We start from the raw sequence: 23,316 nt of genomic DNA, 5'->3' as shown, positions 1-23,316 counted from the left end.
TCAATGCGTCATAAATGGCGTGAGTGTTGTTTGCCCTTTGTGCGTAAAAGGTTATAATTATATTAACGACACAGTGTCGATAATACAACTAGTTGTTAATGTATTCACGGATTGTTCATTTCTAAAAGAGAAGGGAAGTTTTTTAGATGGGTCGTTTAACTGGAAAAGTAGCAATTATTACAGGTGCAGCCATGGGTATGGGTGCTTCAGAGGCAAAGCTTTTTGCACAAGAAGGAGCAAAGGTCATTGCAACAGATGTGCAAATTGAGCCACTGCTGGGCTTAGTCGCAGATATTAAAGAAAATGGTGGAGATATTATTGGTCTTCAGCATAATGTAACGTCTGAGGATGAATGGAAGGCCGTCATTGCAGAGGCAGTAAAGGCTTATGGCAAAGTCGATGTGCTTGTCAACAATGCGGGCGTGTCATCACCAAAAACAATTGCTAATATGGAAATGGATGAATGGAATAAAGTCATGGATATTAATTTAAATGGCTGTATTATTGGCATGAAATACGTTATTCCTGAAATGCAAAAGGCTGGCGGCGGTTCGATCATCAATATTTCTTCTATTGGCGGTATTGTTGGAATGGCTGGAACAAGCCCATATACAGCTGCAAAAGGAGCGCTACGTGTGCTTTCGAAATCGGCTGCTATTGAGTACGGCAAAGATAAAATTCGCGTCAATTCGGTTCACCCAGGAATTATTGTGACACCAATGACAGCCCCTACTATGGAGGAAGGCGGCGCACTGCCTTATTACCAAGCATATACGCAGCTACCGTACTTTGGTGAGCCTGAGGATGTAGCATATGGCGTTGTCTTCCTTGCCTCTGATGAATCACGCTTTATGACAGGCGCAGAGCTAGTCATTGACGGCGGCTGGACAGCAATTTAATCATATAGATGAAAAAACTAGGCATCATACTGAGATGAGCCTAGTTTTTTTATGGACAAAAGAAGCGAATACTCGCAGAGCAGAAGTAAATACACACGAGCAGAGAGAATACTCGCGGAGCATGAGCGAATATCCGTGAAGCAGAAGTAAATACTCGCGAATCGAAGCGAGAGCAATCTCCTTTATAGTCCCCCATGCTTTATTAAAATCATGATAAACACAAACATCGTTATGCATTGTGCATATGATAGGAAGAGTAAGCGTTTTCTTCATTAACATTATGTGAACATCCTGAAAAAAATGCATAAAAACCTTAACTATTTCAAATGAAATCCGTATAATAAATCAAATAGTACGAAAATTGTCCATTTTCTCGATAAATTGCGTGAATTTTTGAAATTGTATTGACGTGGGAAATGATAATTTGTACACTGTGTAAAGTCAAATGTTTTTTATAGGAATACAATTAATTTGAAAAAGTTAGGATTTGATAGATATGATCGTATGTAAATTTGGTGGAACATCTGTAGCAAGTGCAGAGCAAATTCAAAAGGTAGCAAATATTGTGAAATCGAATCCAGCACGTAAAATCGTTGCTGTTTCAGCGCCGGGGAAACGCTCTGGTGACGATATAAAAGTAACAGACCTATTAATTCAATTAGCAAATGCAGCGTTGCAAAATGAGGATATCGAAGAAAAATTACAAACAGTTGTGAATCGCTATAAGGCGATTGCAGACGGCTTAGCATTAGACCATGCTATTTGTGATATTATTGCTGAGGATTTACGTGAACGTGTACAAGGTGATAAAGCGAATATTGATTTATTTGTCGACAGCCTTAAAGCAGCAGGTGAAGATAATAACGCGAAGCTTATTGCCGCCTATTTTAATGCAATCGGTATGCCTGCTCGCTATGTAAGCCCGAAGGAAGGTTTGGTGGTCAATGATTTACCAGAACGTACCTTTGCTTTACCAGAGGCATATACAAATTTAGCGTCATTAAAAGATACAAAAGAAATTATTGTGTTCCCTGGTTTCTTCGGTTACACTAAAGCGGGCATATTGCGAACGTTTGACCGTGGCGGCTCTGATATTACAGGCTCTATTTTAGCGGCAGCCGTTGAAGCAGAGCTTTATGAAAACTTTACGGATGTAGATTGTGTGTTCTCTGCAAATCCGAAGGTTGTTAATGATCCAGTGGAAATTAAAGAAATTACGTATCGCGAAATGCGTGAACTATCCTATGCAGGCTTTTCGGTATTCCATGATGAAGCGTTAATGCCTGTCTACAAGATTGGGGTGCCAGTGAACATTAAAAATACAAATAATCCTTCAGCCCCAGGTACACGTATTGTACCAAGCCGCCCTGCAACAGGTCGTCCTGTTACAGGTATTTCGGCAGACAGTGGCTTTTCAACATTATATGTTTCTAAATATTTAATGAACCGTGAAGTAGGCTTTGGACGAAAGCTGCTTCAAATTTTAGAAGATGAGCATATTTCTTATGAACACACACCATCTGGCTTAGATGATATTTCCGTTATTATGCGTTCGAATCAGCTAACACCAGAAAGTGAAGCACGTATTCTTAGCCGTGTGAAAGAGGAGCTGCATGCAGATCACGTAGAGATGCGCCATGGCTTCTCAATGATTGTGATTGTTGGAGAGGGAATGCGCCATAATACAGGATTAGCTGCTCGCGCTGCCACAGCGATTTCAAGAACAGGCGCAAACATTGAAATGATTAATCAAGGCTCGTCTGAAGTAAGTCTTGTGTTTGGTGTACTTCAGGAATATGAAAACCGCATTTTACAAGCGCTATATGAAGAGTTTTTCGCGCATGCAAAGGCTTAACAACAATAACCACACTAATCCAAGGCTTTCTAGCTTGGATTGGTGTTTTCTTTTTGCCAAGAATACGGTAAAATCGAGGGCATACATAGTTGGGAGGGTCTTGTGTGAAAAATTTATCAATCGGGATGCTATTTTCCGTAATCGGGATACTTTTTGTTTGTTTAACGATTATGGATATTTTGCCATCATCCACAAAGACGATGAAAATTGTTTATATAGCCATTGGATGGGTCTTTATTATTATCGGCTCTGTTATTCGCTTTAAGCATCTAAAACAAAAACAATAACAGCGCTGTGCAAGCATAAATAATTTAAGTATAATATGAGAGCATCAACAGTACAAATTCTTCTTGTAAGAATTTGTTTTTTTATGTTCCGTTCTAGACGGATAAAAAGGAGATGAGAAGATGCCCATACTTGGCAAGGAGCATATTGAGGTTTTCGACAACTATATTGCACTGCGAGTTGCTTCACCACTCAAGGTTGTATCCTCAGCGATGCATAACCCCGGCTTTGGCTACTATACACATTTAATGAACCGTACAGTGCCAATCACATATGATGAAAGACAGCCCCATCAGGAGTACCAGCAATTTTTGCAGGCACAGGGCTTTCCAATCGACAATACGGTGGCAATGATGACGGCTGTACAAGCGAAATTTGCGACCGTGCGAGAATTTACATATGAAGGTATCCAGATTGTTATTATGATTACAGCAGGGCTTGGTAATGCGGTTGATATTACGCGCGCATTCCATCGAGAGGAGCAGTACCATGCAGGCACGATTAATACATGGGTGCTCATTAATGGCAAGCTGTCTGATGAAGCATTATTTCAGGCAATGATTTCGACAACAGAGGCAAAGGTCAAGGCAGTAGTGGATGAAGCAATCATAGACCCTACAACGGGCACACAGGCTACAGGCACTTCAACCGATAGCTTGCTTATTGCCTCTACAGAAGAGGGCGACTACCATCAATATGCAGGGCCTATTACGCTGCTTGGCAAGGTGATTGGCTATGGCGTTTATACAACAATGCGTGAGGCAATTGCCCGCTATAAACAAGATAAAGAGGAGAAGGCACAATGTTGACACTGATCATTGCCTGTCTAATAGGGCTGTTATTCGACTTAGTGGTAGGGGACCCGCCAAGGCTGCCGCATCCTGTACGCTGGATTGGTAAGCTGATTCAAGCGCAAACGGCTTTATGGAATAAGGGGAAATGGCGTAAGCTACGTGGTATGGTGATGGCGTTGGCTGTTGTGGGCACAACGATGTTTGTGGTGACCCTCATTGTACTGCTAAGCTATCAAGTAAGCCTGCTTTTTGGCATTGCGGTAGAAGGGCTGCTCATTGGCATTGGCTTGGCACAGCGCAGCCTAAAGGAAGCGGCGCTGGCGGTATATGAGCCGCTTGTACAGGGCGATTTTGCCGAAGCACGTGTCAAGCTATCATGGATTGTAGGGCGTGATACCGATCAGCTTGGCGAGGATGAAATTGTCCGTGGCGTGGTGGAAACCGTTTCTGAAAATACAAGTGATGGTGTAACGGCTCCGCTTTTTTATGCATTGCTCTTTGGCGCAATTGGCTTATGGGGCTATAAGGCTGTCAATACGTTAGACTCCATGGTTGGCTATAAAAATGAAAAATATCAGGACTTTGGCATGTTCTCGGCGAAGCTGGATGATGTGTTAAACTTTATTCCAAGTCGTCTAACAGGCTTACTTATGGTGCTAGGTACAAAAAATGAAACAGACTGGTCGCTTGGCAAGCGCTTAAAGCGTTGGGTTCAGGATGCAAGGAAGCATCCAAGCCCTAATAGTGGCTATTTAGAGGCAGCAACGGCTGTACAGCTTGGCGTGCAGCTTGGAGGCAGAAATAGCTATCAAGGGGTTATTTCACATCGTGCATTAATGGGAGAAAGGCTAGTGCCGTTAACGAAGGAGCATATTGTCACATCCATTACGCACATGCGTATGGCTACGTGGCTCTTTATGCTTGTCATGGTGGCAGTGGAGGTGTTGATCTATGTTATTGCCTAATCATGGCGCAAATCCACAGCATGTTTATCAGCGATTAGGCTTGCAGATGCCAAAGGAGGTCTATGATTTTAGTGAAAATGTCAATGCCGCAGGACCACCAGCCTTTGTGGAGGCATGCTGGCAAGCATTTTATCCATTGCTTCAGCGTTATCCAGACCCAAATGGCGAGCCATTTCTAACAAAGGTGGCAGCCTTTCATCAGGTGGCAAAGGATAGGATTGTACTAGGAAATGGCGCAGCAGAGCTGTTTAATGCGCTGGCAAGACGCTATGCACAGAAGCAGGTTATTGTTGTGCATCCAACCTTTTCGGAATATGAGCGTACACTGCGTGCTGTCGGGGCAACGATTATACCAGTAATTGTGACGGATTTTATGGCGTATACATTGCCAATGGAGCAGCTTAAGCGGGCAATGGTGCAGGCAGATGCGCTTTATCTTTGTACGCCTAATAATCCAACAGGGGTATTGCCTACAAAAGAGGACATAGAGGCATTAATAGCGTATGGAGCCGCAGTTGACTGTGAGCTTGTGCTGGATGAGGCTTTTATGGATTGGGTGGACGAGTCATCTTCCATGATTCAAGCTAGCGCTAAAAATCCACATGTCATTGTGGTACGTTCCATGACGAAAATGTATGCGATTCCGGGCTTACGGCTTGGCTATTTAGTGGCACATCCACCAATTGTAGCGACATTGCGAGAGGTGCTACCGCATTGGAATATAAATGCCTTTGCACTAGTAATTGGAGCAGGCTGCTTGGATGAGCAGCACTATTGTCAGCAGGCAATTGCCTATGCTGCCACACAGCGGGAGCAACTTCAGCACTATTTACAGGGCAATGGCTGTCAGGTGACAAATAGTGTAACCAATTATGTATGCTTCTCGTTGCCGAAAGACCAGCGGGCGGATGACTTTTTTACATATTGTTTAGCAAAGGGCGTTGTGCTACGCCATACCAAAAACTTTCAGGGCTTACAGGGGCAATGGTTCCGCATTGGCATCAAGGATGTAGCAGCGATGACCTATTTATATCATTGCTTACAAGCATGGTTTAATAAGGGGAGAGCAATGTGACAACTTTTTATTTAGTAAGACATGGTGAAACCGTGTGGAATCAGGAGCAGCGCTTACAGGGCTGGCTAGATTCACCATTAACGGCTGCTGGCAAGGAGGCTGCACAAAAGCTCCAGCAGCAATTACAGTCCATTCCGTTTGTGGCTGGCTATAGTAGCTCAAGTGGTCGTGCTAAGGAAACAATGGCAATTTTAACGGCGACGCGACAGCTACCTATCTATTATGAGGAGCAGTTACGCGAAATCTATTTGGGGGACTGGCAAGGGCAGCGAATTGAAGATATTATGACGACAGATCGGCTGAATTATGAACGGTATACACATGACCCTGCACAATTTATAGCAACACATACAGAAAGCTTTAGTGCTGTGACAGCACGAGCTATGTCTGTGTTAGAAAAAATTGCTAAACGGCATAGGAATCAGCCAGTGTTGCTTGTGTCACATGCCGTTACGATTAAATGTATTGTCAATGCTATTTTACAGCGCGATATTTGTGAGCTATGGGCAGCACCCTTTATCCATGGGACAAGTGTGACGGTTATTGCTTATAAAGACCAGCAGTGGCTTGTGAAAGAGATTGGCAATATCCAGCATTTACAGGAGGTGTGAGAAATGCCACTTATTTTTATAGCAGGCGGTGTGCGCAGTGGTAAATCCCAATTTGCTGAACAAATGGCAGCACGCTATTGCCAAGCACAGCGGTTTATTTATCTTGCCTCTGGTGTTGCCTTGGATCAGGAGATGCAGCAGCGCATTTTACGTCATCAGGCAGATCGGCAAGCACAGCCTATACATTGGCACACGGTGGAGGCCCCCTCTGCAATAGCGGATGCGCTTGCTGAATGCAAGGCTGGCGATATTGTGCTATGGGATTGTGTTACAACATGGCTGGCAAATATTTTTTATGAGGGCTTTGATGATGGTACACCTTGCTTTGCACAGCCAGGCTGCTTAGATAACAAGCTTGCACAGGTCAAGCAGGCAATCGAGGCATTGCTAGCACAAGATATTGTGCTGCTTGTTGTGTCGAATGAGCTGTTTGATGAGCCGCCCTATGCAAGCCATGAGGTGGAGCTTTATCGACAAACGCTGGGGCAATGCCATCAATGGTTTGTCGCTACCGCACAAGAAGCCTATGAAATCCATTATGGTATTGTGAAAAGATGGAAGTAATCGAGAAGGAAGGCAAAAAAATGAAAACGATATGGTCTAGCCTACTGCTAGCATTTCAATTTTTTACGGTATTGCCTGTACAGAAAGAGCTGCCATTAAATAGAGCCACCATTACAGGGATGTTTGCCTGCCTACCGTGGATAGGGGCTTTGATGGGGGCAACTGTAGCCGTTGTTCTTTACGGTCTAACACAGTGGACGGCAAGCAGTGATATATTGCTAGCCTTTATTGTGCTGGGGCTCTTTGCCTTATGGACAGGTGGCTTGCATTTAGATGGCTTTATTGATATGGGGGATGCTTATTTTTCGTATCGGGATCGTGAGAAGCGGCTGGAAATTTTAGATGACCCACGGGTGGGGGCATTTGGTGTATTAGCTGTGCTATTTTTATTATTAGGGAAGTTTGTTATTTTGCATGAGCTTTTTGTCCAACAGCAATTTGCTCTATGGATGGCTGTATTCGTACCTTTTTTAACAAGGATTGGGATGAGCCTTTATTTTTTATCGCTGAAATGTGCGAAGGATAAAGGGCTTGCCTATTATTTTCAATCACATATTCATGCAAAGGCATTAACAGGCTGGATGCTAGTATCTCTTATACTGGGGCTAGCGCTTGTACTCGTGATCACAAAGCTGTCAATCGTGCCTGTTATACTTGTAGTGGTGCTAGCGCTGGCCTTGCTGCTATTTCGCCAGTTTACTGTGCGTAATTTTGGCGGTGTATCAGGTGATTTACTGGGCGCTTCAATTGAAGGAATGGAGGTTGTGCTATGGGTGACATTGTTACTGTGCGCTTAATTCGGCATGCACCAACAACTGCCAATATAGAAAAACGCTATCTTGGCTGGACGGATGCACCATTGGCTAATCCAATGGCACTCACTGTAATTGATGATACCGTTCAACAAGTGTATGGCAGTGATTTACAGCGCTGTCAAACAACAGCGTCGTATTATTTTCCAAATGCCAGCTATTGTGCAGATGCAAGATTGCGAGAAATGCATTTTGGGGCATTTGAAGGCAAGACCTATACGGATTTACAGGCACAGCCCCAGTATCGTGCATGGCTCGATGACCCTGACCAGACGCCACCGCCGCAGGGCGAGCGCTTTAAGGCATTTACCGCGCGTGTACTAGATGGCTTTTATGCTTTGCCAAAGGATGAGGATCACTATTATCTTGTCGTTCATGGTGGAGTGATTCGTGCCTTGCTTGTAGCATTTGCTCCAACGGAACAGCCCTTTTGGTCGTATCAGGTGTCGCATGACCAGCAATTTATTTTAACATTTACGCGTAAGGCTTGGGAGGAGGGAGCAAGATGCATATCTTTATTGGTGGAGCCTATAATGGCAAAACCGACTATGTAATGCGTTACTATCAACAGCAGCACGTTGTACTGGTGGATGGTGCAATACCAAAGGAAGCGCCAGCGTGTGACGTGCTGGTGCTGAAAAATTTAGAAAAATGGCTGGTAACACAGTCGTTAGAGGATGATGCGCCACTTATTCAAACGATGCTGACAGAGCTACGGCAGCTAGCGCAGCAATGTACATTGGCAGTGATTGTGACAGATATGGGGCGTGGCGTTGTGCCAATGGACAAGCAGGCACGGCTATTACGGGATACCTGTGGTCGCTTCTATCAGGCTTTATTTGCGGAAGCGGAGCAGGTTGTTCGCATTTGGTATGGCATTGGTGAGTCTATTAAGGAAAAGAGGGAATGACATGGAGCGACAAAAGCTGGTGAAATGGGTACTGGCAGCAATGGTTGCAGCAATTTGTGCGGTGGGGGCAATGATTAAAATTCCATTATTTATCATGCCAACGGTTGCGCTTGACTCAGCGCCTGCCTTTTTAAGTGTTGTTTTTTTATCGCCTGTGCTAGCGGGAGCGGCAGGACTAATTGGGCATTTTATAACAGCATTAACAGCAGGCTTTCCACTAGGTCCGTTGCATCTTATTATTGCTGCTGAAATGTTTGGTGTTGTGTGGCTTTTTGGGGTGATGCATAGAAGGGGGATGCATGTTTGGAAATGGCCTGTTGCCTTTCTGCTAAACGGTGTAGCTGCACCATTGCCGTTTTACTTTATCATTAGCCCAGCATTTTTCTGGGGAGCGCTTGCCAGCATTTGTGCGGCAACAGCGATTAATTTAGTGATAGCTGCTATCGTTATGCCTGTATTAACAAAGGTTTTAGTGCGCAAGGAAGGTAGCCTATTATGAGAAATGCCATACAGGTAGGAAGCCTTATTGCGACAATGGATAATGCGGCAGCCATCGGGCAAAAGCCACAGGATATTGTAGCAGCATCAGATACATTGACAGCCTATATGACAGCGCGTGTTACCTTTTTAGAGCAGCTTGCCGCACAGGCTTTGCCTACGCATATTTTGCTGGCGAATTTTTCGGGAGATGCCGCATGGTCACGTTATCTAGCAGGGATACAGCAAGTTTTTGAGGAAGCAGGGCTTGCCTGCCCTACCATTGCTGGGAGCACAGAATCCAATATGCCAACTAGTCAATCAGGCTTAGCTATTACAATGCTTGGGGAGCCACAGCAGCGTGCAGCCTTTCAGCGTGAACGGCTGAGCTGGTATACATATGGCTTACCGCTTGTGGGGGCAGAGGTACTAGCACAGCCTGAGGATGTTGCACAGCTTCAGCCGATTTTTCAAGCATGGCAGTCAGAAATTGTGCAGCAAGTATGGCCTGTTGGGTCAAAGGGGCTACAGGGGGAATATAGCCGTCTTTTTGGACAGATGGTTGTGGACAGTCCGTTGGATGCAACTAAATCAGCAGGCCCATGCACCGTTCTTTTACTTGGTATAGACCCAGCAAAAGAGCAGCAGGCACAAAAATTTTTCCCTAGAAATTTTGCAAAACTGCATTGCCATCGGGCTTGAGTTGAGCCAAAGCATAACAAGGGGCAAAACACCTATTGCAACCCTAAACACAATATGTTAGATTTGTTTAGGAATCAAAACACTATATATAGTATGTTGGACAAACGGTACCAAGATGGTTTAAAAGGGAATTCGGAGCAAGTATGCTTGTAAGCCGAAGCTGTCCCCGCAACTGTACGTGCTGACAAATAATCAAGGAGCCACTGTTTTTTTAATGGGAAGGCGATTATTTGGAGGAAGCATAAGCCAGGAGACCTGCCGCATTGTTCAAGACAGCAACACATTCTTCGGGGATTGAGAAGTGGAGGCGAGAGATTTGCACACGGCTTTTGTGTGCTTGTCCTTCATTTCCATTTCCGATTGTACAGCGATTATGCAGCCGATTAATGTTGCGTAATCGCTTTTTTATGTTGCTGGAGGAAAGGGAGAGAATAGATGACAACGCAAATTGAACAGCAAATAGCTAAGCTACAACAACGTTACACGGAGGATGAACTGGAAAGCTTTGTGAGATTATCGGATCGCTGGCTACGCAAAAATGATAATGCTACATTTGACGCATGGGCGGATGCAATGATTTTACAGGCGCTTAGCTTGATAGATGAGGAGGAGCCCTACTGGACATTTGTGGCTGCACATCTTTACTTAGAAAAATTATACAATCAATTTGCAGCACAGCGTGGTGTTGCACCAACGGATGTGTATCAAGCATTCCCAGCACAGCTTGCACGATATACAGAGGCTGGCTTGTATCATAACAGCTTAACAGCTAAATATAGTGCACAGGAGCTACAGCAATTAACAAGCTATTTAGACGCTAGTCGTGACGAGCTATTTACATATATCGGCTTAAAAACATTAATGGATCGCTATGTTGTGCGTGATTATACGAAAACGCCTGTGGAGCTTCCTCAGGAGCGCTGGATGGTCATTGCCATGACATTAATGCAGGATGAAACAGAGGACCGTTTAACAAAGGTGCAAGAGGCTTATTGGGCGATGAGTAATTTATATATGACAGTCGCAACACCAACATTATCGAATGCTGGGAAAACACATGGTCAGCTTTCTAGCTGCTTTATTGACACAGTCGATGATAGCCTGCAAAGCATTTATGATACTAATACCGATGTGGCGACATTATCAAAATATGGCGGTGGTATCGGTGTTTATATGGGAAAAATTCGTAGCCGTGGCTCAGCCATTAAAGGCTTTAAGGGCGCATCCAGTGGTGTGCTACCGTGGATTAAGCAGCTCAATAATACAGCCGTTTCAGTTGACCAGCTTGGACAACGCCAAGGAGCTATCGCTGTTTATTTAGATGTTTGGCATAAGGATGTTTTTACATTTTTAGATTTACGCCTAAACAATGGGGATGAGCGTTTACGTGCCCATGATATTTTTACAGGGCTATGCATACCAGATATTTTTATGGAAGCAGTGGAGGCACGTGAGGATTGGCATTTATTTGACCCGCATGAAGTACGTGAGGTGATGGGCTTCTCCTTAGAGGATTCCTACGATGAAGCAAAGGGAAATGGCTCCTTCCGCACGAACTATGCTGCATGTGTGGCAAATCCATTATTAAGCCGTGAAGTCGTACCAGCCATTGATATTATGAAGCGAATTATGCGCTCACAGCTCGAAACAGGTGTGCCGTTTATGTTCTACCGTGATGAAGTGAACCGCATGAATCCGAATCAGCATGAAGGCATGATTTACAGTTCGAATTTGTGTTAATTGTAGCACCTTCAATCAGAAATGGTTGTCGAAAACTCCGTTAAACGGGGAAAGTCACTCAGTGATAACCCACCGTGCTAAATCTTTTGATTAAATATTTGGAGTTTTATATAATAGAACAAATATTCTGTTTTAGGAGTGATTGATATTTCTAAAGAATATGGGTTCATATATGTAACAACAAATAAATTAAATGGTAAAAAATATATTGGGAAATGTATTTATGATCGAGTAAATAACTGGGAAAATTACTTAGGATCAGGAGTATATTTGAAAAGAGCCATAAAAAAATACGGTAAAGAAAATTTTGAGAGAGAAATTATTTGTAATGCTTATTCTGAAGAAGAATTAAATCAATTAGAAGAGTTTTACTTGAATTACTTTGATGTTGTTAATTCTACTGAATATTATAATATTAAACTTACTTCAATTGGTGGAGATATCTTTACTTTTAACCCAAATAAGGAAGCTATAAGAAAGCAAAGAACTGAGCAAATGACTGGCAAAGGCAATCATCAATTTGGCAAGCCTAAAACAAAAAAAATGATTGAATCAGTGAAAAAGGCCAACTCAAAGTGTGTCATAATTGATAGTGTTGAATATGAATCAGTCACACTGGCTTCACACCAATTAGGAATAGGTATTAGTACAATTAATTACAGATTAAATTCGGATAATTTTCCATCATATACACGAGTAATGCCAAAAAGGGAAGTTAAAATTAATGGCTATCCGTGTAAAGTTGGTAATCAGGTATTTGATTCAATAACAGAAGCAGCTAAGTTTTATGGTATTTCAACACATGCCATGAGATATAGAATGAATTCTCAAAATTTCCCTGACCATATTTTACTTAATCAAAAGTAAATGCCTAACGACTATCGAAAGTATAGCTCATTGAAAAACATGGGTGAAGAAGCGAGTAGAGTACCCCTCAAGCGAGGCCCTATTAAGGGATAATTCATAAAGGGAAAAGCGGAGCATCCTACAGGTAGAGCTGAGGATGATGATATAGTCTCCTCTGCATAGTGATATGCAGCAGTTCATAAAAGAACGGATTAGGCTTAGCGAACCTAATTGAAGAAAAGGACTGAAATTTTTCAAAATATGTCACCAACTGAATTTGAATCGATTACACTTGAGGACGATGTGATTGTCACGCGTCGTAAGCCTGGCGATTTTGTTGTTTGTAACTTGTCTTCTATTAATCTAGGAAGAGCTGTACCTGCTAACGTCTTAGAGCGTTTAATTCCGATTCAGGTACGTATGCTTGATAATGTTATTGCGTTAAATACGATTCCTGTAAAGCAGGCAGAGCGCACCAATTTACGCTACCGCGGCATTGGACTTGGCACATTTGGCTGGCATCATTTATTAGCGCTGAAGGAAATTCAATGGGAGTCCGAGGAAGCAGTCGAATACGCGGATAAGCTGTATGAGGACATTGCCTATTTAACAATTCGTGCCTCCAATGCGTTAGCAAGTGAAAAAGGAGCGTATCCATTATTCGAGGGCTCTGATTGGCAAACAGGAGCCTACTTTGACAAGCGTGACTATAATAGCGACAAATGGAATGCTTTACGCAAGGCAGTGGCGAAAGAAGGAATGCGCAATGGCTATGTGATGGCGATTGCTCCGAATTCCTCGACATCCATTTTAGCAGGCAGTACAGCAACAATTGACCCGATTTTCCAAAAGAGCTACTCAGAGGAGAAGAAGGACTATAAAATCCCTGTGACTGTGCCTGATTTATCGCCAGTAACAACTTGGTACTATAAATCTGCTTATTTCATCGATCAAAATTGGACAATTAAGCAAAATGCAGCCCGTGCCCGCCATATCGACCAAGGCATTTCATTGAATTTATATGTTCAAAATACTATTAAGGCGAAGGATTTACTGGCACTGCATATGAACGCTTGGGCAAGTGGTGTGAAAACAACCTATTATGTACGCTCCACATCTGTCGAATTATTAGAATGTGAGTCTTGTGCAAGCTAGGAGGAATAAAACGATGACAACAATTACGAAACGACAAATTATGGATAAGGAAGCACCTAACCGCTCTACAGGTATTGTGAACGGGCGCTCCTCTAATATTTTAAATTGGGATGACGTGCGCTTTAGCTGGGCGTATCCTAAGTATAAAAAAATGCTTGGCAACTTCTGGACACCCTTTGAAATTAATATGAGCAATGATGTTAAGCAGTTTCCAGAGCTAACAAAGGATGAACAAGAATCATTTTTAAAAATTATTGGCTTATTGGCACTATTGGATAGTGTGCAAACGGATTTTGCTGGCAAGGTGGCAGACTATTTAACCGATTCGAGCTTAAATGCGTTAATGATTATTCTAGCACAGCAGGAGGTTATTCATAATCACTCCTATTCCTATGTGCTGTCAAGTATTGTTAATAAAGCTGAGCAGGATCGTACCTTTGATTTTTGGCGTACGGAGCCCGTGCTAGAGCGTCGCAATGATTTTGTCATTAAAGGCTACCATGCTTTTTCCGAGGAGCCAACGGTTGAAAATATGCTAGAAGCCATTATTTATGATGTCATTTTAGAGGGCTTATTTTTCTATTCGGGCTTTGCCTTCTTCTATCATTTAGCGCGCAATCAAAAAATGGTCGCTACGTCTACGATGATCAATTATATTAATCGCGATGAGCAGCTCCATGTCGATTTATTTGTGAAAATTTATCAGGAGCTATTAGCGGAATATCCAGAGTACGATACACCTGAGCGTAAAGAGAAGGTGCAGGATATCTTCCGCGAAGCCGTTCAACTGGAAATCGATTGGGCAAATGAAGTGATCGGCGATAAAATTGAAGGGCTTGATGTTGAGGATGTCCATGATTATGTCCACTTCTATGCCAATGTGCGCTGTAATCAGCTTGGCGTTGACCGCCCATTTGACGGCTATCGCAAAAATCCATTGAAATGGATTAAGGCATATGAGGATGTGGACCAAGGCAAAACAGACTTCTTTGAGCAGCGTTCCCGCCAATATGTCAAAGTGAATGTAGAAGATAATGGTTTTGATGATTTATAATATTTGCTTGCTTTGTTCGCGGGTATTGCCTTTGCCTCCGCGGGTATTTACTCCAGCTTCGCGGATAGCCCTGATAAAACACTCCACTATGTGAAGTGACCCTTAAAAGTTAGACATGGTTATTTCATTAGGCAGCGGTTTGGGCATGGGTTCGATACTGTATCGGACTCATGCCTTTTATTTTGCCTTAATTCATTTTGTATTGTAATACGTAATGTAGGTTTCTAATTCGATTTTAAAATGCTCTATACTTTCAAACTCTTTATGGTTAAATCAATATTTTTTAAGACCTGTGTTTTACCATAAGATTTTGATAGATTTTTTGTTTCAATAATAATTGTCATATAGTTGACCTCCTTTACCACCATACTAGACAGGAACAGCCTCGCCAACCATAGATGTAACATGATTTAATGTGACATTTTTGTCATCCTTGTGCAACCAACTATTACGTGACTCGAAAAACATTGCCAATTGCGAATGATTTTCAGTTATAATGGAAAGCGAATGGGATTTGAACAGAACGGAGCGACAGTATGCAAGCAATTAAACAATTAGGGCAGTATTTAGCGCCCTACAAATTTTTAACCATTATTGCACCACTGCTAATGGTGCTAGAGGTGACAATGGATTTGCTACAGCCAACCATTATGCAGCATATGATTGATACAGGCATTGCCAATGAAGATCATCCATATGTGCTGAAAATGTTTGGCTGGATGCTGATAAGCGCGGTGCTTGGGCTAGTAGGCGGTATCGGCTGCTCGTATTACAGCTCAAAGGCAGCGATTCATTTTGCCTCAGATATTCGGCAGGCACTTTATGAAAAAATGATGAGCTATTCAGCAAGAGAGCGTGATGCCTTGACAACAGGCAAGCTGATTACGATTTTAACAAGTGATGTAGAAAGCATTCAGCGCGCATTTATGATGACATTACGTATTTTTGTGCGTGGGCCATTGCTATTTATCGGAGCAGTTATTATTGTTTTTATCACAGCACGGGAGCTTTTTTCCATTCTGCTGATTATCGTACCCATTTTAATTATTGCCATGTACTTTTTTACAAAGTATTCAGGCATGCTTTATCGCCGTGTGCAGGAGGCAATTGATGCGGTCAATACAAAGCTACAGGAAAATCTTGCTGGAATTCGCGTGGTGAAGGCCTTTCGACGTGAACAGCAGCAAATTTCGCAATTTAGTAGCTTGAATCATGTGCTGACAAAGCGTTTTATGACCGCCGAGCAAATTGTTGGGGTGCTTGTGCCTTTTACCATGTTTGTGGTTAATCTTGGCATTGTGGCAGCGCTCTGGCTTGGCGCGATCAAGGTGGAGGCAGGCACTTTACAGGTTGGGGTTATTCTTGCCTTTATTAACTATTTAACAATGATTTTAAATGGCTTAATGTCCTCCAGCATGGTGCTGATGCAAATTGCGCGCGCACTGCCCTCAGGAGAACGTATTGTCGATGTATTACATAAGGATGTTGCGGTGAAGGAAGCCGCCAATGCGCTTGCTGAGCCGCTAGCAGGAGCAATTGATTTTGACCATGTAAGCTATCGCTACTACGATACCGCAGAGGATGTCTTGAAAAATATTTCATTTTCGGTGCAGCCTGGGCAAACGGTGGGCATTATTGGGAAAACAGGCAGCGGTAAATCGACGCTCGTTAAGCTATTGCCACGTCTATTTGACCCAACAGGCGGGGAAATCCGTGTAGATGGCAAGCCACTTAAATCCTATGCATTGGCTACATTACGAGCATATATTGGCTTTACACCACAAAGAGCATTGCTATTTTCAGGGACAATTGACAGCAATGTTCGTCTTGGCAAGGACGAGGCAAGCGCAGAGGAGCTACAGCAGGCTTTAGATGCGGCTTGTGCCAGTGAATTTGTGGAGCGGCTTGAGCAGGGCTTGGCATATCCATTAGCACAGGGGGCTACCAATCTTTCCGGTGGGCAAAAGCAGCGGCTTGCGTTAAGTCGAGCGCTTATTCGCAAGCCTGCCATTTTAGTGCTGGATGATACAACCTCGGCACTTGATAGTGGCTCTGAGAAGCATGTACAGCAGGCGATTGCTGCAAATTATGCGGATACAACAACATTTATCGTAGCATCGAAAATTACCTCGATTCAGCAGGCGGATATGATTCTTGTCTTAGCGGATGGTGAAATTGTTGGGCAGGGCACACATCAGGAGCTTCTACAAACAAATCCGCACTATCAAGCAATTTATGCATCACAGCAAAAGGCTGGTGAACAAGCATGAGTCAACAGCAGCAACCAAAGCAAATAAATTTTGGACGTGGGCCTCGTGTGGCAGGACCCGCTGAAAAAGCGAAAAATCAGCAAGCCACACTCATTAGAATAGGGCACTATGTGAAGCAGCAAAAAATCGGGCTGTTTTTTGCCATCTTTTTTGTGCTAGCATCGACCTTTTTAAGCTTGGCAGGCCCCTATATGATTGGGCATATCATTGATGAATATATTTTAACAAAGGATATTGCAGGAGCAATTCGCCAAAGCATTGTGCTCGCTATTATTTTTAGTGCGGCATCCATTTTTACATGGCTGCAAACCTATGTCATGATTCGTGTGGCCATGACAACGATTCGCACATTGCGCTTAGCGCTCTTTCAAAAGCTGCAAGCATTAACATTACGCTTTTTTGACCAGCGTGCATTGGGCGATTTAATGAGTCGTGTAACGAATGATATTGATAACCTCAATACAGCACTTGCCCAAAGCGTGACACAAATTGTATCGTCCATTTTAACGGTGATTGGTGTCAGCATTGCGATGTTTGCCTTAAGCTGGCAATTGGCGCTTGTGACACTCATTATTATTCCGCTTATTGTTTTCTCAACAAAGCAAATTGTCAAGCGCAGCAGTAAAAATTATGCGGCACGTCAGCGTGATCTTGGTAAGCTAAACGGCTATATTGAGGAGATGATTACAGGCGCGGAGGTAGTAACGCTTTTTGGTAAGGAGCAGCAAACAATTGCTATGTTCCGTCAGCAAAATGAAGCGTTGCGTCACTCTGCCCAGCGCGCAGAAATTACCTCTGGCTTATTAGGACCGATTAATAACTTTATGAATAACCTTGGCTTAGCCATTGTGATTGGCACAGGGGCATTGCTGGCGGTGAACGGCATTGTATCTGTCGGTATTATTGCAGCCTTTGTAACATACACACGCCAATTTTTCCGTCCGCTTAACCAGCTCTCGAATTTGCTGAATACATTTCAATCCGCTATTGCTGGTGCGGAGCGTGTGTTTGAAATACTTGATGAGCCATCAGAGGTAGCTGACCGACCACATGCCATTGCTGTCCCCGCATTCCGAGGAGATGTGGCTTTTAACAATGTATCATTTAGCTATACACCCGATAAGCCTGTGCTTAAAAACATTTGCTTCCATGCTAAGGCAGGGGAAACCATTGCCCTTGTTGGTCCAACAGGCTCAGGCAAAACAACGATTATTAATTTACTAACACGTTTTTATGATGTTGACCAAGGAACAATTCTAATTGATGGGCAGCCGATTGAGCATTATCAAATGGCAACCATTCGGCAAAAAGTTGGCGTTGTATTGCAGGATACGTATTTGTTCTCTGGCACAGTTCGAGAAAATATTCGCTTCGGTCGGCTCGATGCAACAGATGCAGAGGTCGAGGAGGCGGCAAAAATTGCTAATGCCCATCACTTTATTAAATATTTGCCAGCCCAGTACGATACACATGTGCAGGCTGGTGGTGCTAACTTAAGTCAGGGACAACGCCAGCTAATTGCCATTGCTCGTGCCATTTTAGAAAATGCGGATATTTTAATTTTAGATGAAGCAACATCAAGCGTGGATACACAAACAGAGGTCGATATTCAAAAGGGCCTACAGCATTTAATGCAGGGGCGCACAAGCTTTGTGATTGCCCATCGCTTAAAAACGATTGAAAATGCCGATAAAATCCTTGTGATTCAGCAGGGGGAAATTGTGGAGCAAGGCAATCATCAAGCATTAATGCAGCAGCAGGGCATTTATTACGAACTGCAACAAAAGCTATTGTTAGAGCAGGTAGAATAGGGAATAATAGATATACATCTTTCAGAAGGCGAGGGGTTTATATGTATGAATTAAAAACAACAGAAACGGATGCCAGTGTTATTGAATTTATTGAAAGCGTAGACCATCCAAAAAAGCGCGAGGATGCATATCAGCTTGTTGATATTTTTACGGAAGTGTCAGGCTATGAGGCAAAAATGTGGGGTCCAAGCATTATCGGTTTTGGGAAATACCATTATAAATATCAAACAGGGCATGAAGGGGATGCACCGCTTGTAAGCTTTTCCCCTCGCAAAGCAAAAATTAGTCTATACTTTGCACCGGGCGATCCAGAGCGTGAGCAGCTACTCCAGCAATTTGGCAAGCATACAACTGGAAAAGCGTGTGTCTATATTAATAAGCTAGCGGATATTGATATTGACGTGTTAAAGGCTCTGATCCAGCAATCTATAGCCTTTCTACAAAAAACCTATCCATCAGAAGAGGCATAAGACATTTGGCTGTTGAGAATATTGTTCTCGGCAGCCTTTTCTCTATGTAACACTTTCAGCTATCATACGTCTAAGCGGTTAGAAGGAGGATGACAATGAGGCAAATACTTACGCTATGCATAGTTATACTAGCTACGCTATTGATTGGAAGCGAAGCACTAGCTATAGATGACCAAGCAAAAATTGAAGGACGCAAAGCATATGGCTTATCAACAGACCCTGAGCTTATCCAGTCATTGCCATACTCGGCAGTGTACAATATGTACTTATCACCAGAGGAGGAGGCTGTACTAGAGCAGCGGTTTCAAACACAAAGCAGCGTCATTCCTCAAATCCAGCAGACGCTAGCAATGATGCTAGATGCTAAGGATTATCTAGGGATGTATATTGATCAGGCAAATGGTGGTGTGGTGAATATTGGCATACGACACGGGGCAGCGGTAACAGAGGTAGAGCAAGCTATTTTAGCAGCCTATGGTGAGGCATTGCCGATTCAATTTTATCAAGCCCATTATTCTGAGGCAGATTTGAATAAGGTTATGGCAACGATTCATGCCAATCAGGCAGCACTCAATATCCAATATGCAAGCGTTGATTTTAGCCATCAAAAAATCATGGTAGGCATAACGAGAAAACATTCAATAGCGGAAGCATCGACCAACCTACGTAATCTAACAAAGCAAGATGCAGCATTATTTCAAATCCATTATGTAGATAAAGCAGCAGAGGCTTTAGCCATAAAAGCGTCAGGCTGTGCCACAGGGCTTTCTGCTATAACATTTTATACCATGCCGTATCCCATTGGCACTGCCCAGTGCTGGAGCGCTCTAACAATGGGGATGTTTTATGCAGATCACACGGCGGATGCAGAGGGAATTGTTATTGACAAAACAGTTAAAACGCTAACGATTATTTGGAATGTGTCAGCACAAGACATTGCGGCGAAAACAAAACAAGAAATTTTAGCAATCGCCAAGCCAAATGCGTTAACAGTATCCTATCCAGATACAAGCCCCTTTGCGGTTGGTGATCGAGTGGCTATATGGACAACAGGCGCTTACAATGAATCCTACCCCGCTCAGGGCGTTGCTACAAATATTAGGCATCGTGAAAAGTAGAAACTACTAAAAGAAGTTTTATAATTTACTATTTTAGGATAATTAAATCCTAGAATAATAAAAAATTGGCTATTTCTTATTTAAATATTTGCGATTATGCAATGTATGATCTATTAATTTCTATAAATACCATAATAATTGAGTAATCCATCTATAAAGGTCATAGTAGCAAATTAGCCATCAATTACGAGCTATGGTAAAAAGTCAACTTTAGAAAAAACGATAAAGAATTCACCTTCACTTATACAGTCGAATAGCTTGTTTTTATAGATAATCAACAGCTATATCGAAAAAATATAGATAATATAGGGATAAATGGCGAAATTAGTAAATATTTTTCTAAAATTATTAATTACCTTAAATAGCATAAACAAAATATTACAAGGAGGAACACAATGAAGAAAACCATTATGGCACTATTGATAGTTGTGTTATTCTTTGGAGCTACTAACTATACAGCATCTGCGGAAAATCTTACAGACTACTATACGGATGTGACAGAGAAAGACTTGAAAAATAGTATGATTCTATCACCTGATAGCAAAAAGGCATTTATCAATGGAGAGCTAACAACTGCGGTACAACCAATCATTAAAGATGGTAGAACACTTGTACCACTGCGTTTTATTGCAGAAGGCTTTGGAGCAAAGGTGGATTACAATGCTAAAAACCAGATGATTACGATTAAATATGTGAACCAAACGATCACACTAAAAATAGGAAATAAGGCGCTCACTGTTAATGGCAAAACAATGCAAATGGATGTTGCTGCCAATATTGATAACAATACAACCTATATTCCTTTACGTGCTATTGGTGAGGCATTGCATAAAAAGGTTGTCTATTTAGATTATACAGTCCTTCGAAACGCTCGCTTTATGGTTATTCGGGATGCTGATGGGACAGCGCTAGAAAATACGAATCTAATCCGCACTTGTGAATTGCTATATGGCGGAAAGTCTGTTGTCTACAGTGACCGTTTTATGGTTATGGTCAAAGAAAATGGTCGATTATTCTCGAGTGATAATTTCTATGATTTCGAGCCTTTTCACTATCAAGAATTTGCGGAGGATAAAAATACAGTCCGACTAGGGGATATATGGTTTAAGACGGCTATGGGTAATTTCTATCTACATTATGCCCATGCCACAACACAGGAATTTATTTTATACCATGTTGATGGTGAAAAGCTGACAAGGGTAGCGATTGAACAAGCACCTATTAAAGCTGTAAAAACGTATGGTAACAATGTTTATTATGTAACGCAATATATGCGTGGCATTGTAAATGCTCATGAAACAAGCAACCTAAAAGTAGCAACGTTGAAAGATGGACAATGGGTATCAGATTATTTAGGTAAGCATGGCTTCTATTATGTCTTTGATACAGAGGGCAATGCACATGATTGGACAATTAGCGAGCAGGGTATCAAAACATTTGGCTATCAACGCTTTGGCGATAGTGCAGAGGAGCGAAAAGCAACATTTGGGCATTATCGAATTGATTTGAATGGACATAGCCATGAACTTATACAGCATGAAAATTAAATCTATCAAAGTCGTATCGAATTTCGCTCAAGACAAACGATAAAATCGACATGAAACTCACATTTTAATATGTGGGTTTCGTTTTTTGTTTATTTTTCATAAGTTCGGTAAAATAATGGAAACTGATAAGTGGAGGGATTGTGTGTGACGAGTTCGATTTGGATTGATGCAGCGATTGAGCAGGTATGGCAGGCAATTACAGAGGAGGAGCCATTATCAAAATGGTATGCGCCGGGGTCTACTTGGGCGATTCCACGCTTGGCAGCGGGCGAAAAGATGATATTTACATTAATGCCAAGCGAGCATAATCAGCTAACAGAGCCACTGCCCATGGAGCTAACGATTGAGCGTGTTAGTAAACATCAGGAATTTGCATTTTACTTGGAGGTTCCCGAAACCGTAATTGCCATATCGATAGCAGAGGAGCCGCAGGGTGGTACAATGGTTCGCTTTAATATGGCTGGTTATGATGTTTCCCTTGCTTATTTAAAGGCATTACTAGAGGGTGCTACGTCTTAGGTCTGAGAGAATTTTCAAACGTAGGGACGTATTGGTGATAGCAGTGTTCCTGCTATACTATATTTATTAGATAGCGGGAGGAATTCAATTATGAAAAAAGTAGCGGGTTTAGCGGCTGTGATGGGGACGTCAGCATTGCTGTTAGCGGGGTGCTTTTCCTTTATTCCGAGCAAAATGCAGGAGGAAGCCATTGTGGTGGAGAAGGATCAGGTAAAAGCTTTAGCGGTAGATATTGATTTTGGCATTGGCGAAATGTCGCTTACAGGTGGTGCAGAGGAATGGGTAGAGGGCAGCGCTAGCTATAATATGGAAAGGCTTGCACCACAAGTCAGCTACAATGTAAGGAAGGATAAAGGAGAAATTGTCATTGAGCATAAAAATGGCTCAAAGCCAAAGCTATCCAAGGTGAAAAATAGTTGGACGATGCAGCTTAATAATGATGTACCAATGGATTTAACGGTTGAAACAGGTGCTTCGAAAGCACATCTTGATTTACAAGGGTTACAGCTTGAAAATTTAGAGATTGAAACGGGTGTAGGCGATGTAACAGTCGATTTAGGTGGCGATTGGCATAACAGCTTTACAACAACGCTTGAAACAGGTGTTGGGCAAACAACGGTGATTTTACCCTCTGCAGTTGGGGTGAAGCTAACGCTGGAAAAGGGCATTGGCTCCTCCACTATTGAAGGCTTTACCGCACAGGGCGATGGTGTCTATGTCAATGAAGCCTATGAAAGCGCAGATGTTGTAGTAGAGGTGAACGCTGAAATGGGCATCGGGGAAATTACATTTACAGTAGATCAATAACTAAAAAAGTTGAAAGACAGATGACGTCTT

At 42.5% G+C, this 23,316-nt stretch carries 22 protein-coding genes, 3 pseudogenes and 1 riboswitch; of the genes and pseudogenes, 24 read left to right on the top strand and 1 reads right to left on the bottom strand.

The genetic code is table 11. The features are described 5' to 3' along the window. Positions 1–146: 146 nt before the first annotated feature. The 17 genes and pseudogenes from ACIQVU_RS08975 to ACIQVU_RS08895 all read left to right on the top strand — a co-directional run bounded on the left by ACIQVU_RS08975 (position 147) and on the right by ACIQVU_RS08895 (position 14,744). On the top strand, positions 147–899 hold the full coding sequence (locus ACIQVU_RS08975; RefSeq protein WP_402895044.1) for a glucose 1-dehydrogenase: 753 nt from the start codon (positions 147–149) through the stop codon (positions 897–899). 496 nt (positions 900–1,395) lie between these two features. Next, positions 1,396–2,754 carry an aspartate kinase gene (locus tag ACIQVU_RS08970; RefSeq protein ID WP_340805539.1) on the top strand — a complete coding sequence of 453 codons (1,359 nt, stop codon included), beginning with the start codon at positions 1,396–1,398 and terminating at the stop codon, positions 2,752–2,754. 104 nt (positions 2,755–2,858) lie between these two features. Further along, complete coding sequence (locus ACIQVU_RS08965) at positions 2,859–3,041, top strand: hypothetical protein (RefSeq protein WP_340805540.1); 183 nt, start codon at positions 2,859–2,861, stop codon at positions 3,039–3,041. 120 nt (positions 3,042–3,161) lie between these two features. Continuing rightward, positions 3,162–3,848 (top strand): adenosylcobinamide amidohydrolase, encoded by a 687-nt coding sequence (locus ACIQVU_RS08960; RefSeq protein WP_340805541.1) that lies wholly within the window; start codon positions 3,162–3,164, stop codon positions 3,846–3,848. Next, positions 3,842–4,798, top strand: a complete 957-nt coding sequence (gene cbiB / locus ACIQVU_RS08955; protein WP_340805542.1) for an adenosylcobinamide-phosphate synthase CbiB — start codon at positions 3,842–3,844, stop codon at positions 4,796–4,798. The genes ACIQVU_RS08960 and cbiB overlap by 7 nt, the downstream gene beginning before the upstream one ends. After that, a complete protein-coding gene (locus ACIQVU_RS08950) occupies positions 4,785–5,873 on the top strand; it encodes a pyridoxal phosphate-dependent aminotransferase (RefSeq protein ID WP_340805543.1) in 1,089 nt (362 codons plus the stop codon). Before cbiB ends, ACIQVU_RS08950 begins: the two co-directional genes overlap by 14 nt. Then, positions 5,870–6,484 carry a histidine phosphatase family protein gene (locus tag ACIQVU_RS08945; RefSeq protein WP_340805544.1) on the top strand — a complete coding sequence of 205 codons (615 nt, stop codon included), beginning with the start codon at positions 5,870–5,872 and terminating at the stop codon, positions 6,482–6,484. Before ACIQVU_RS08950 ends, ACIQVU_RS08945 begins: the two co-directional genes overlap by 4 nt. Positions 6,485–6,487: 3 nt before the next feature. Continuing rightward, positions 6,488–7,048 (top strand): bifunctional adenosylcobinamide kinase/adenosylcobinamide-phosphate guanylyltransferase, encoded by a 561-nt coding sequence (locus ACIQVU_RS08940; RefSeq protein WP_402895038.1) that lies wholly within the window; start codon positions 6,488–6,490, stop codon positions 7,046–7,048. A gap of 20 nt (positions 7,049–7,068) precedes the next feature. Continuing rightward, on the top strand, positions 7,069–7,845 hold the full coding sequence (gene cobS, locus ACIQVU_RS08935) for an adenosylcobinamide-GDP ribazoletransferase (protein ID WP_340805546.1): 777 nt from the start codon (positions 7,069–7,071) through the stop codon (positions 7,843–7,845). After that, positions 7,818–8,414: a histidine phosphatase family protein gene (locus tag ACIQVU_RS08930; RefSeq protein ID WP_340805547.1), complete on the top strand. Its 597-nt coding sequence runs from the start codon at positions 7,818–7,820 to the stop codon at positions 8,412–8,414. Before cobS ends, ACIQVU_RS08930 begins: the two co-directional genes overlap by 28 nt. Then, complete coding sequence (locus ACIQVU_RS08925) at positions 8,366–8,770, top strand: bifunctional adenosylcobinamide kinase/adenosylcobinamide-phosphate guanylyltransferase (RefSeq protein WP_402895035.1); 405 nt, start codon at positions 8,366–8,368, stop codon at positions 8,768–8,770. Before ACIQVU_RS08930 ends, ACIQVU_RS08925 begins: the two co-directional genes overlap by 49 nt. 1 nt (position 8,771) lies before the next feature. Then, positions 8,772–9,269 carry an ECF transporter S component gene (locus tag ACIQVU_RS08920; RefSeq protein ID WP_340805549.1) on the top strand — a complete coding sequence of 166 codons (498 nt, stop codon included), beginning with the start codon at positions 8,772–8,774 and terminating at the stop codon, positions 9,267–9,269. Further along, positions 9,266–9,949 (top strand): hypothetical protein, encoded by a 684-nt coding sequence (locus tag ACIQVU_RS08915; RefSeq protein WP_340805550.1) that lies wholly within the window; start codon positions 9,266–9,268, stop codon positions 9,947–9,949. Before ACIQVU_RS08920 ends, ACIQVU_RS08915 begins: the two co-directional genes overlap by 4 nt. A gap of 88 nt (positions 9,950–10,037) precedes the next feature. Further along, positions 10,038–10,227, top strand: a riboswitch (cobalamin riboswitch). Positions 10,228–10,384: 157 nt separating this feature from the next. After that, positions 10,385–11,686: pseudogene (locus tag ACIQVU_RS08910) on the top strand (ribonucleotide reductase N-terminal alpha domain-containing protein); the annotation flags it as partial. A gap of 141 nt (positions 11,687–11,827) precedes the next feature. Continuing rightward, positions 11,828–12,556 carry a hypothetical protein gene (locus tag ACIQVU_RS08905; protein ID WP_340805551.1) on the top strand — a complete coding sequence of 243 codons (729 nt, stop codon included), beginning with the start codon at positions 11,828–11,830 and terminating at the stop codon, positions 12,554–12,556. Positions 12,557–12,778: 222 nt separating this feature from the next. Next, positions 12,779–13,690 (top strand): annotated as a pseudogene (locus ACIQVU_RS08900) (ribonucleoside-diphosphate reductase subunit alpha); the annotation flags it as partial. A 13-nt stretch (positions 13,691–13,703) separates the two neighbouring features. Then, entirely contained in the window at positions 13,704–14,744 is a 1,041-nt protein-coding gene (locus ACIQVU_RS08895; protein WP_340805552.1) for a ribonucleotide-diphosphate reductase subunit beta, read from the top strand. Positions 14,745–14,871: 127 nt separating this feature from the next. On the opposite strand, the pseudogene ACIQVU_RS08890 reads toward ACIQVU_RS08895, so the two are convergent. Further along, a pseudogene (locus ACIQVU_RS08890) lies at positions 14,872–15,008 on the bottom strand (IS3 family transposase); the annotation flags it as partial. A 272-nt stretch (positions 15,009–15,280) separates the two neighbouring features. Here ACIQVU_RS08890 and ACIQVU_RS08885 point away from each other — a divergent pair. From ACIQVU_RS08885 to ACIQVU_RS08855, 7 genes are all read left to right on the top strand, one after another. Further along, positions 15,281–17,014, top strand: coding sequence for an ABC transporter ATP-binding protein (locus ACIQVU_RS08885; protein ID WP_402895032.1), 1,734 nt, complete (start codon positions 15,281–15,283; stop codon positions 17,012–17,014). After that, entirely contained in the window at positions 17,011–18,825 is a 1,815-nt protein-coding gene (locus ACIQVU_RS08880) for an ABC transporter ATP-binding protein (protein WP_340805554.1), read from the top strand. Before ACIQVU_RS08885 ends, ACIQVU_RS08880 begins: the two co-directional genes overlap by 4 nt. Before the next feature lie 41 nt (positions 18,826–18,866). Further along, a complete protein-coding gene (locus ACIQVU_RS08875; protein ID WP_053995766.1) occupies positions 18,867–19,295 on the top strand; it encodes a DUF1801 domain-containing protein in 429 nt (142 codons plus the stop codon). A gap of 95 nt (positions 19,296–19,390) precedes the next feature. Continuing rightward, entirely contained in the window at positions 19,391–20,413 is a 1,023-nt protein-coding gene (locus ACIQVU_RS08870) for a DUF3221 domain-containing protein (RefSeq protein ID WP_340805555.1), read from the top strand. 395 nt (positions 20,414–20,808) lie between these two features. Further along, positions 20,809–21,960, top strand: a complete 1,152-nt coding sequence (locus ACIQVU_RS08865) for a stalk domain-containing protein (protein ID WP_340805556.1) — start codon at positions 20,809–20,811, stop codon at positions 21,958–21,960. A gap of 144 nt (positions 21,961–22,104) precedes the next feature. After that, positions 22,105–22,479: an SRPBCC domain-containing protein gene (locus tag ACIQVU_RS08860; protein ID WP_402895025.1), complete on the top strand. Its 375-nt coding sequence runs from the start codon at positions 22,105–22,107 to the stop codon at positions 22,477–22,479. 90 nt (positions 22,480–22,569) lie between these two features. Further along, a complete protein-coding gene (locus tag ACIQVU_RS08855) occupies positions 22,570–23,286 on the top strand; it encodes a toast rack family protein (RefSeq protein ID WP_402895022.1) in 717 nt (238 codons plus the stop codon). The last annotated feature ends 30 nt before the right edge of the window (positions 23,287–23,316 follow it).

It is taken from the genome of Lysinibacillus sp. NPDC098008 (assembly GCF_044760715.1).
In the GTDB taxonomy this organism is placed as follows: domain Bacteria; phylum Bacillota; class Bacilli; order Bacillales_A; family Planococcaceae; genus Lysinibacillus.
This window is presented reverse-complemented; position numbering and strand designations above follow the sequence as displayed.

Coding starts and splice junctions, on each gene's coding strand:
- ACIQVU_RS08870 (WP_340805555.1), top strand. CDS start 19,391: ATGAGGCAAATACTTACGCTATGCATAGTTATACTAGCTACGCTATTG.
- ACIQVU_RS08975 (WP_402895044.1), top strand. CDS start 147: ATGGGTCGTTTAACTGGAAAAGTAGCAATTATTACAGGTGCAGCCATG.
- ACIQVU_RS08930 (WP_340805547.1), top strand. CDS start 7,818: ATGGGTGACATTGTTACTGTGCGCTTAATTCGGCATGCACCAACAACT.
- ACIQVU_RS08960 (WP_340805541.1), top strand. CDS start 3,162: ATGCCCATACTTGGCAAGGAGCATATTGAGGTTTTCGACAACTATATT.
- cobS (WP_340805546.1), top strand. CDS start 7,069: ATGAAAACGATATGGTCTAGCCTACTGCTAGCATTTCAATTTTTTACG.
- ACIQVU_RS08915 (WP_340805550.1), top strand. CDS start 9,266: ATGAGAAATGCCATACAGGTAGGAAGCCTTATTGCGACAATGGATAAT.
- ACIQVU_RS08865 (WP_340805556.1), top strand. CDS start 20,809: ATGAAGAAAACCATTATGGCACTATTGATAGTTGTGTTATTCTTTGGA.
- ACIQVU_RS08920 (WP_340805549.1), top strand. CDS start 8,772: ATGGAGCGACAAAAGCTGGTGAAATGGGTACTGGCAGCAATGGTTGCA.
- ACIQVU_RS08885 (WP_402895032.1), top strand. CDS start 15,281: ATGCAAGCAATTAAACAATTAGGGCAGTATTTAGCGCCCTACAAATTT.
- ACIQVU_RS08880 (WP_340805554.1), top strand. CDS start 17,011: ATGAGTCAACAGCAGCAACCAAAGCAAATAAATTTTGGACGTGGGCCT.
- ACIQVU_RS08940 (WP_402895038.1), top strand. CDS start 6,488: ATGCCACTTATTTTTATAGCAGGCGGTGTGCGCAGTGGTAAATCCCAA.
- cbiB (WP_340805542.1), top strand. CDS start 3,842: ATGTTGACACTGATCATTGCCTGTCTAATAGGGCTGTTATTCGACTTA.
- ACIQVU_RS08895 (WP_340805552.1), top strand. CDS start 13,704: ATGACAACAATTACGAAACGACAAATTATGGATAAGGAAGCACCTAAC.
- ACIQVU_RS08875 (WP_053995766.1), top strand. CDS start 18,867: ATGTATGAATTAAAAACAACAGAAACGGATGCCAGTGTTATTGAATTT.
- ACIQVU_RS08950 (WP_340805543.1), top strand. CDS start 4,785: ATGTTATTGCCTAATCATGGCGCAAATCCACAGCATGTTTATCAGCGA.
- ACIQVU_RS08925 (WP_402895035.1), top strand. CDS start 8,366: ATGCATATCTTTATTGGTGGAGCCTATAATGGCAAAACCGACTATGTA.
- ACIQVU_RS08855 (WP_402895022.1), top strand. CDS start 22,570: ATGAAAAAAGTAGCGGGTTTAGCGGCTGTGATGGGGACGTCAGCATTG.
- ACIQVU_RS08970 (WP_340805539.1), top strand. CDS start 1,396: ATGATCGTATGTAAATTTGGTGGAACATCTGTAGCAAGTGCAGAGCAA.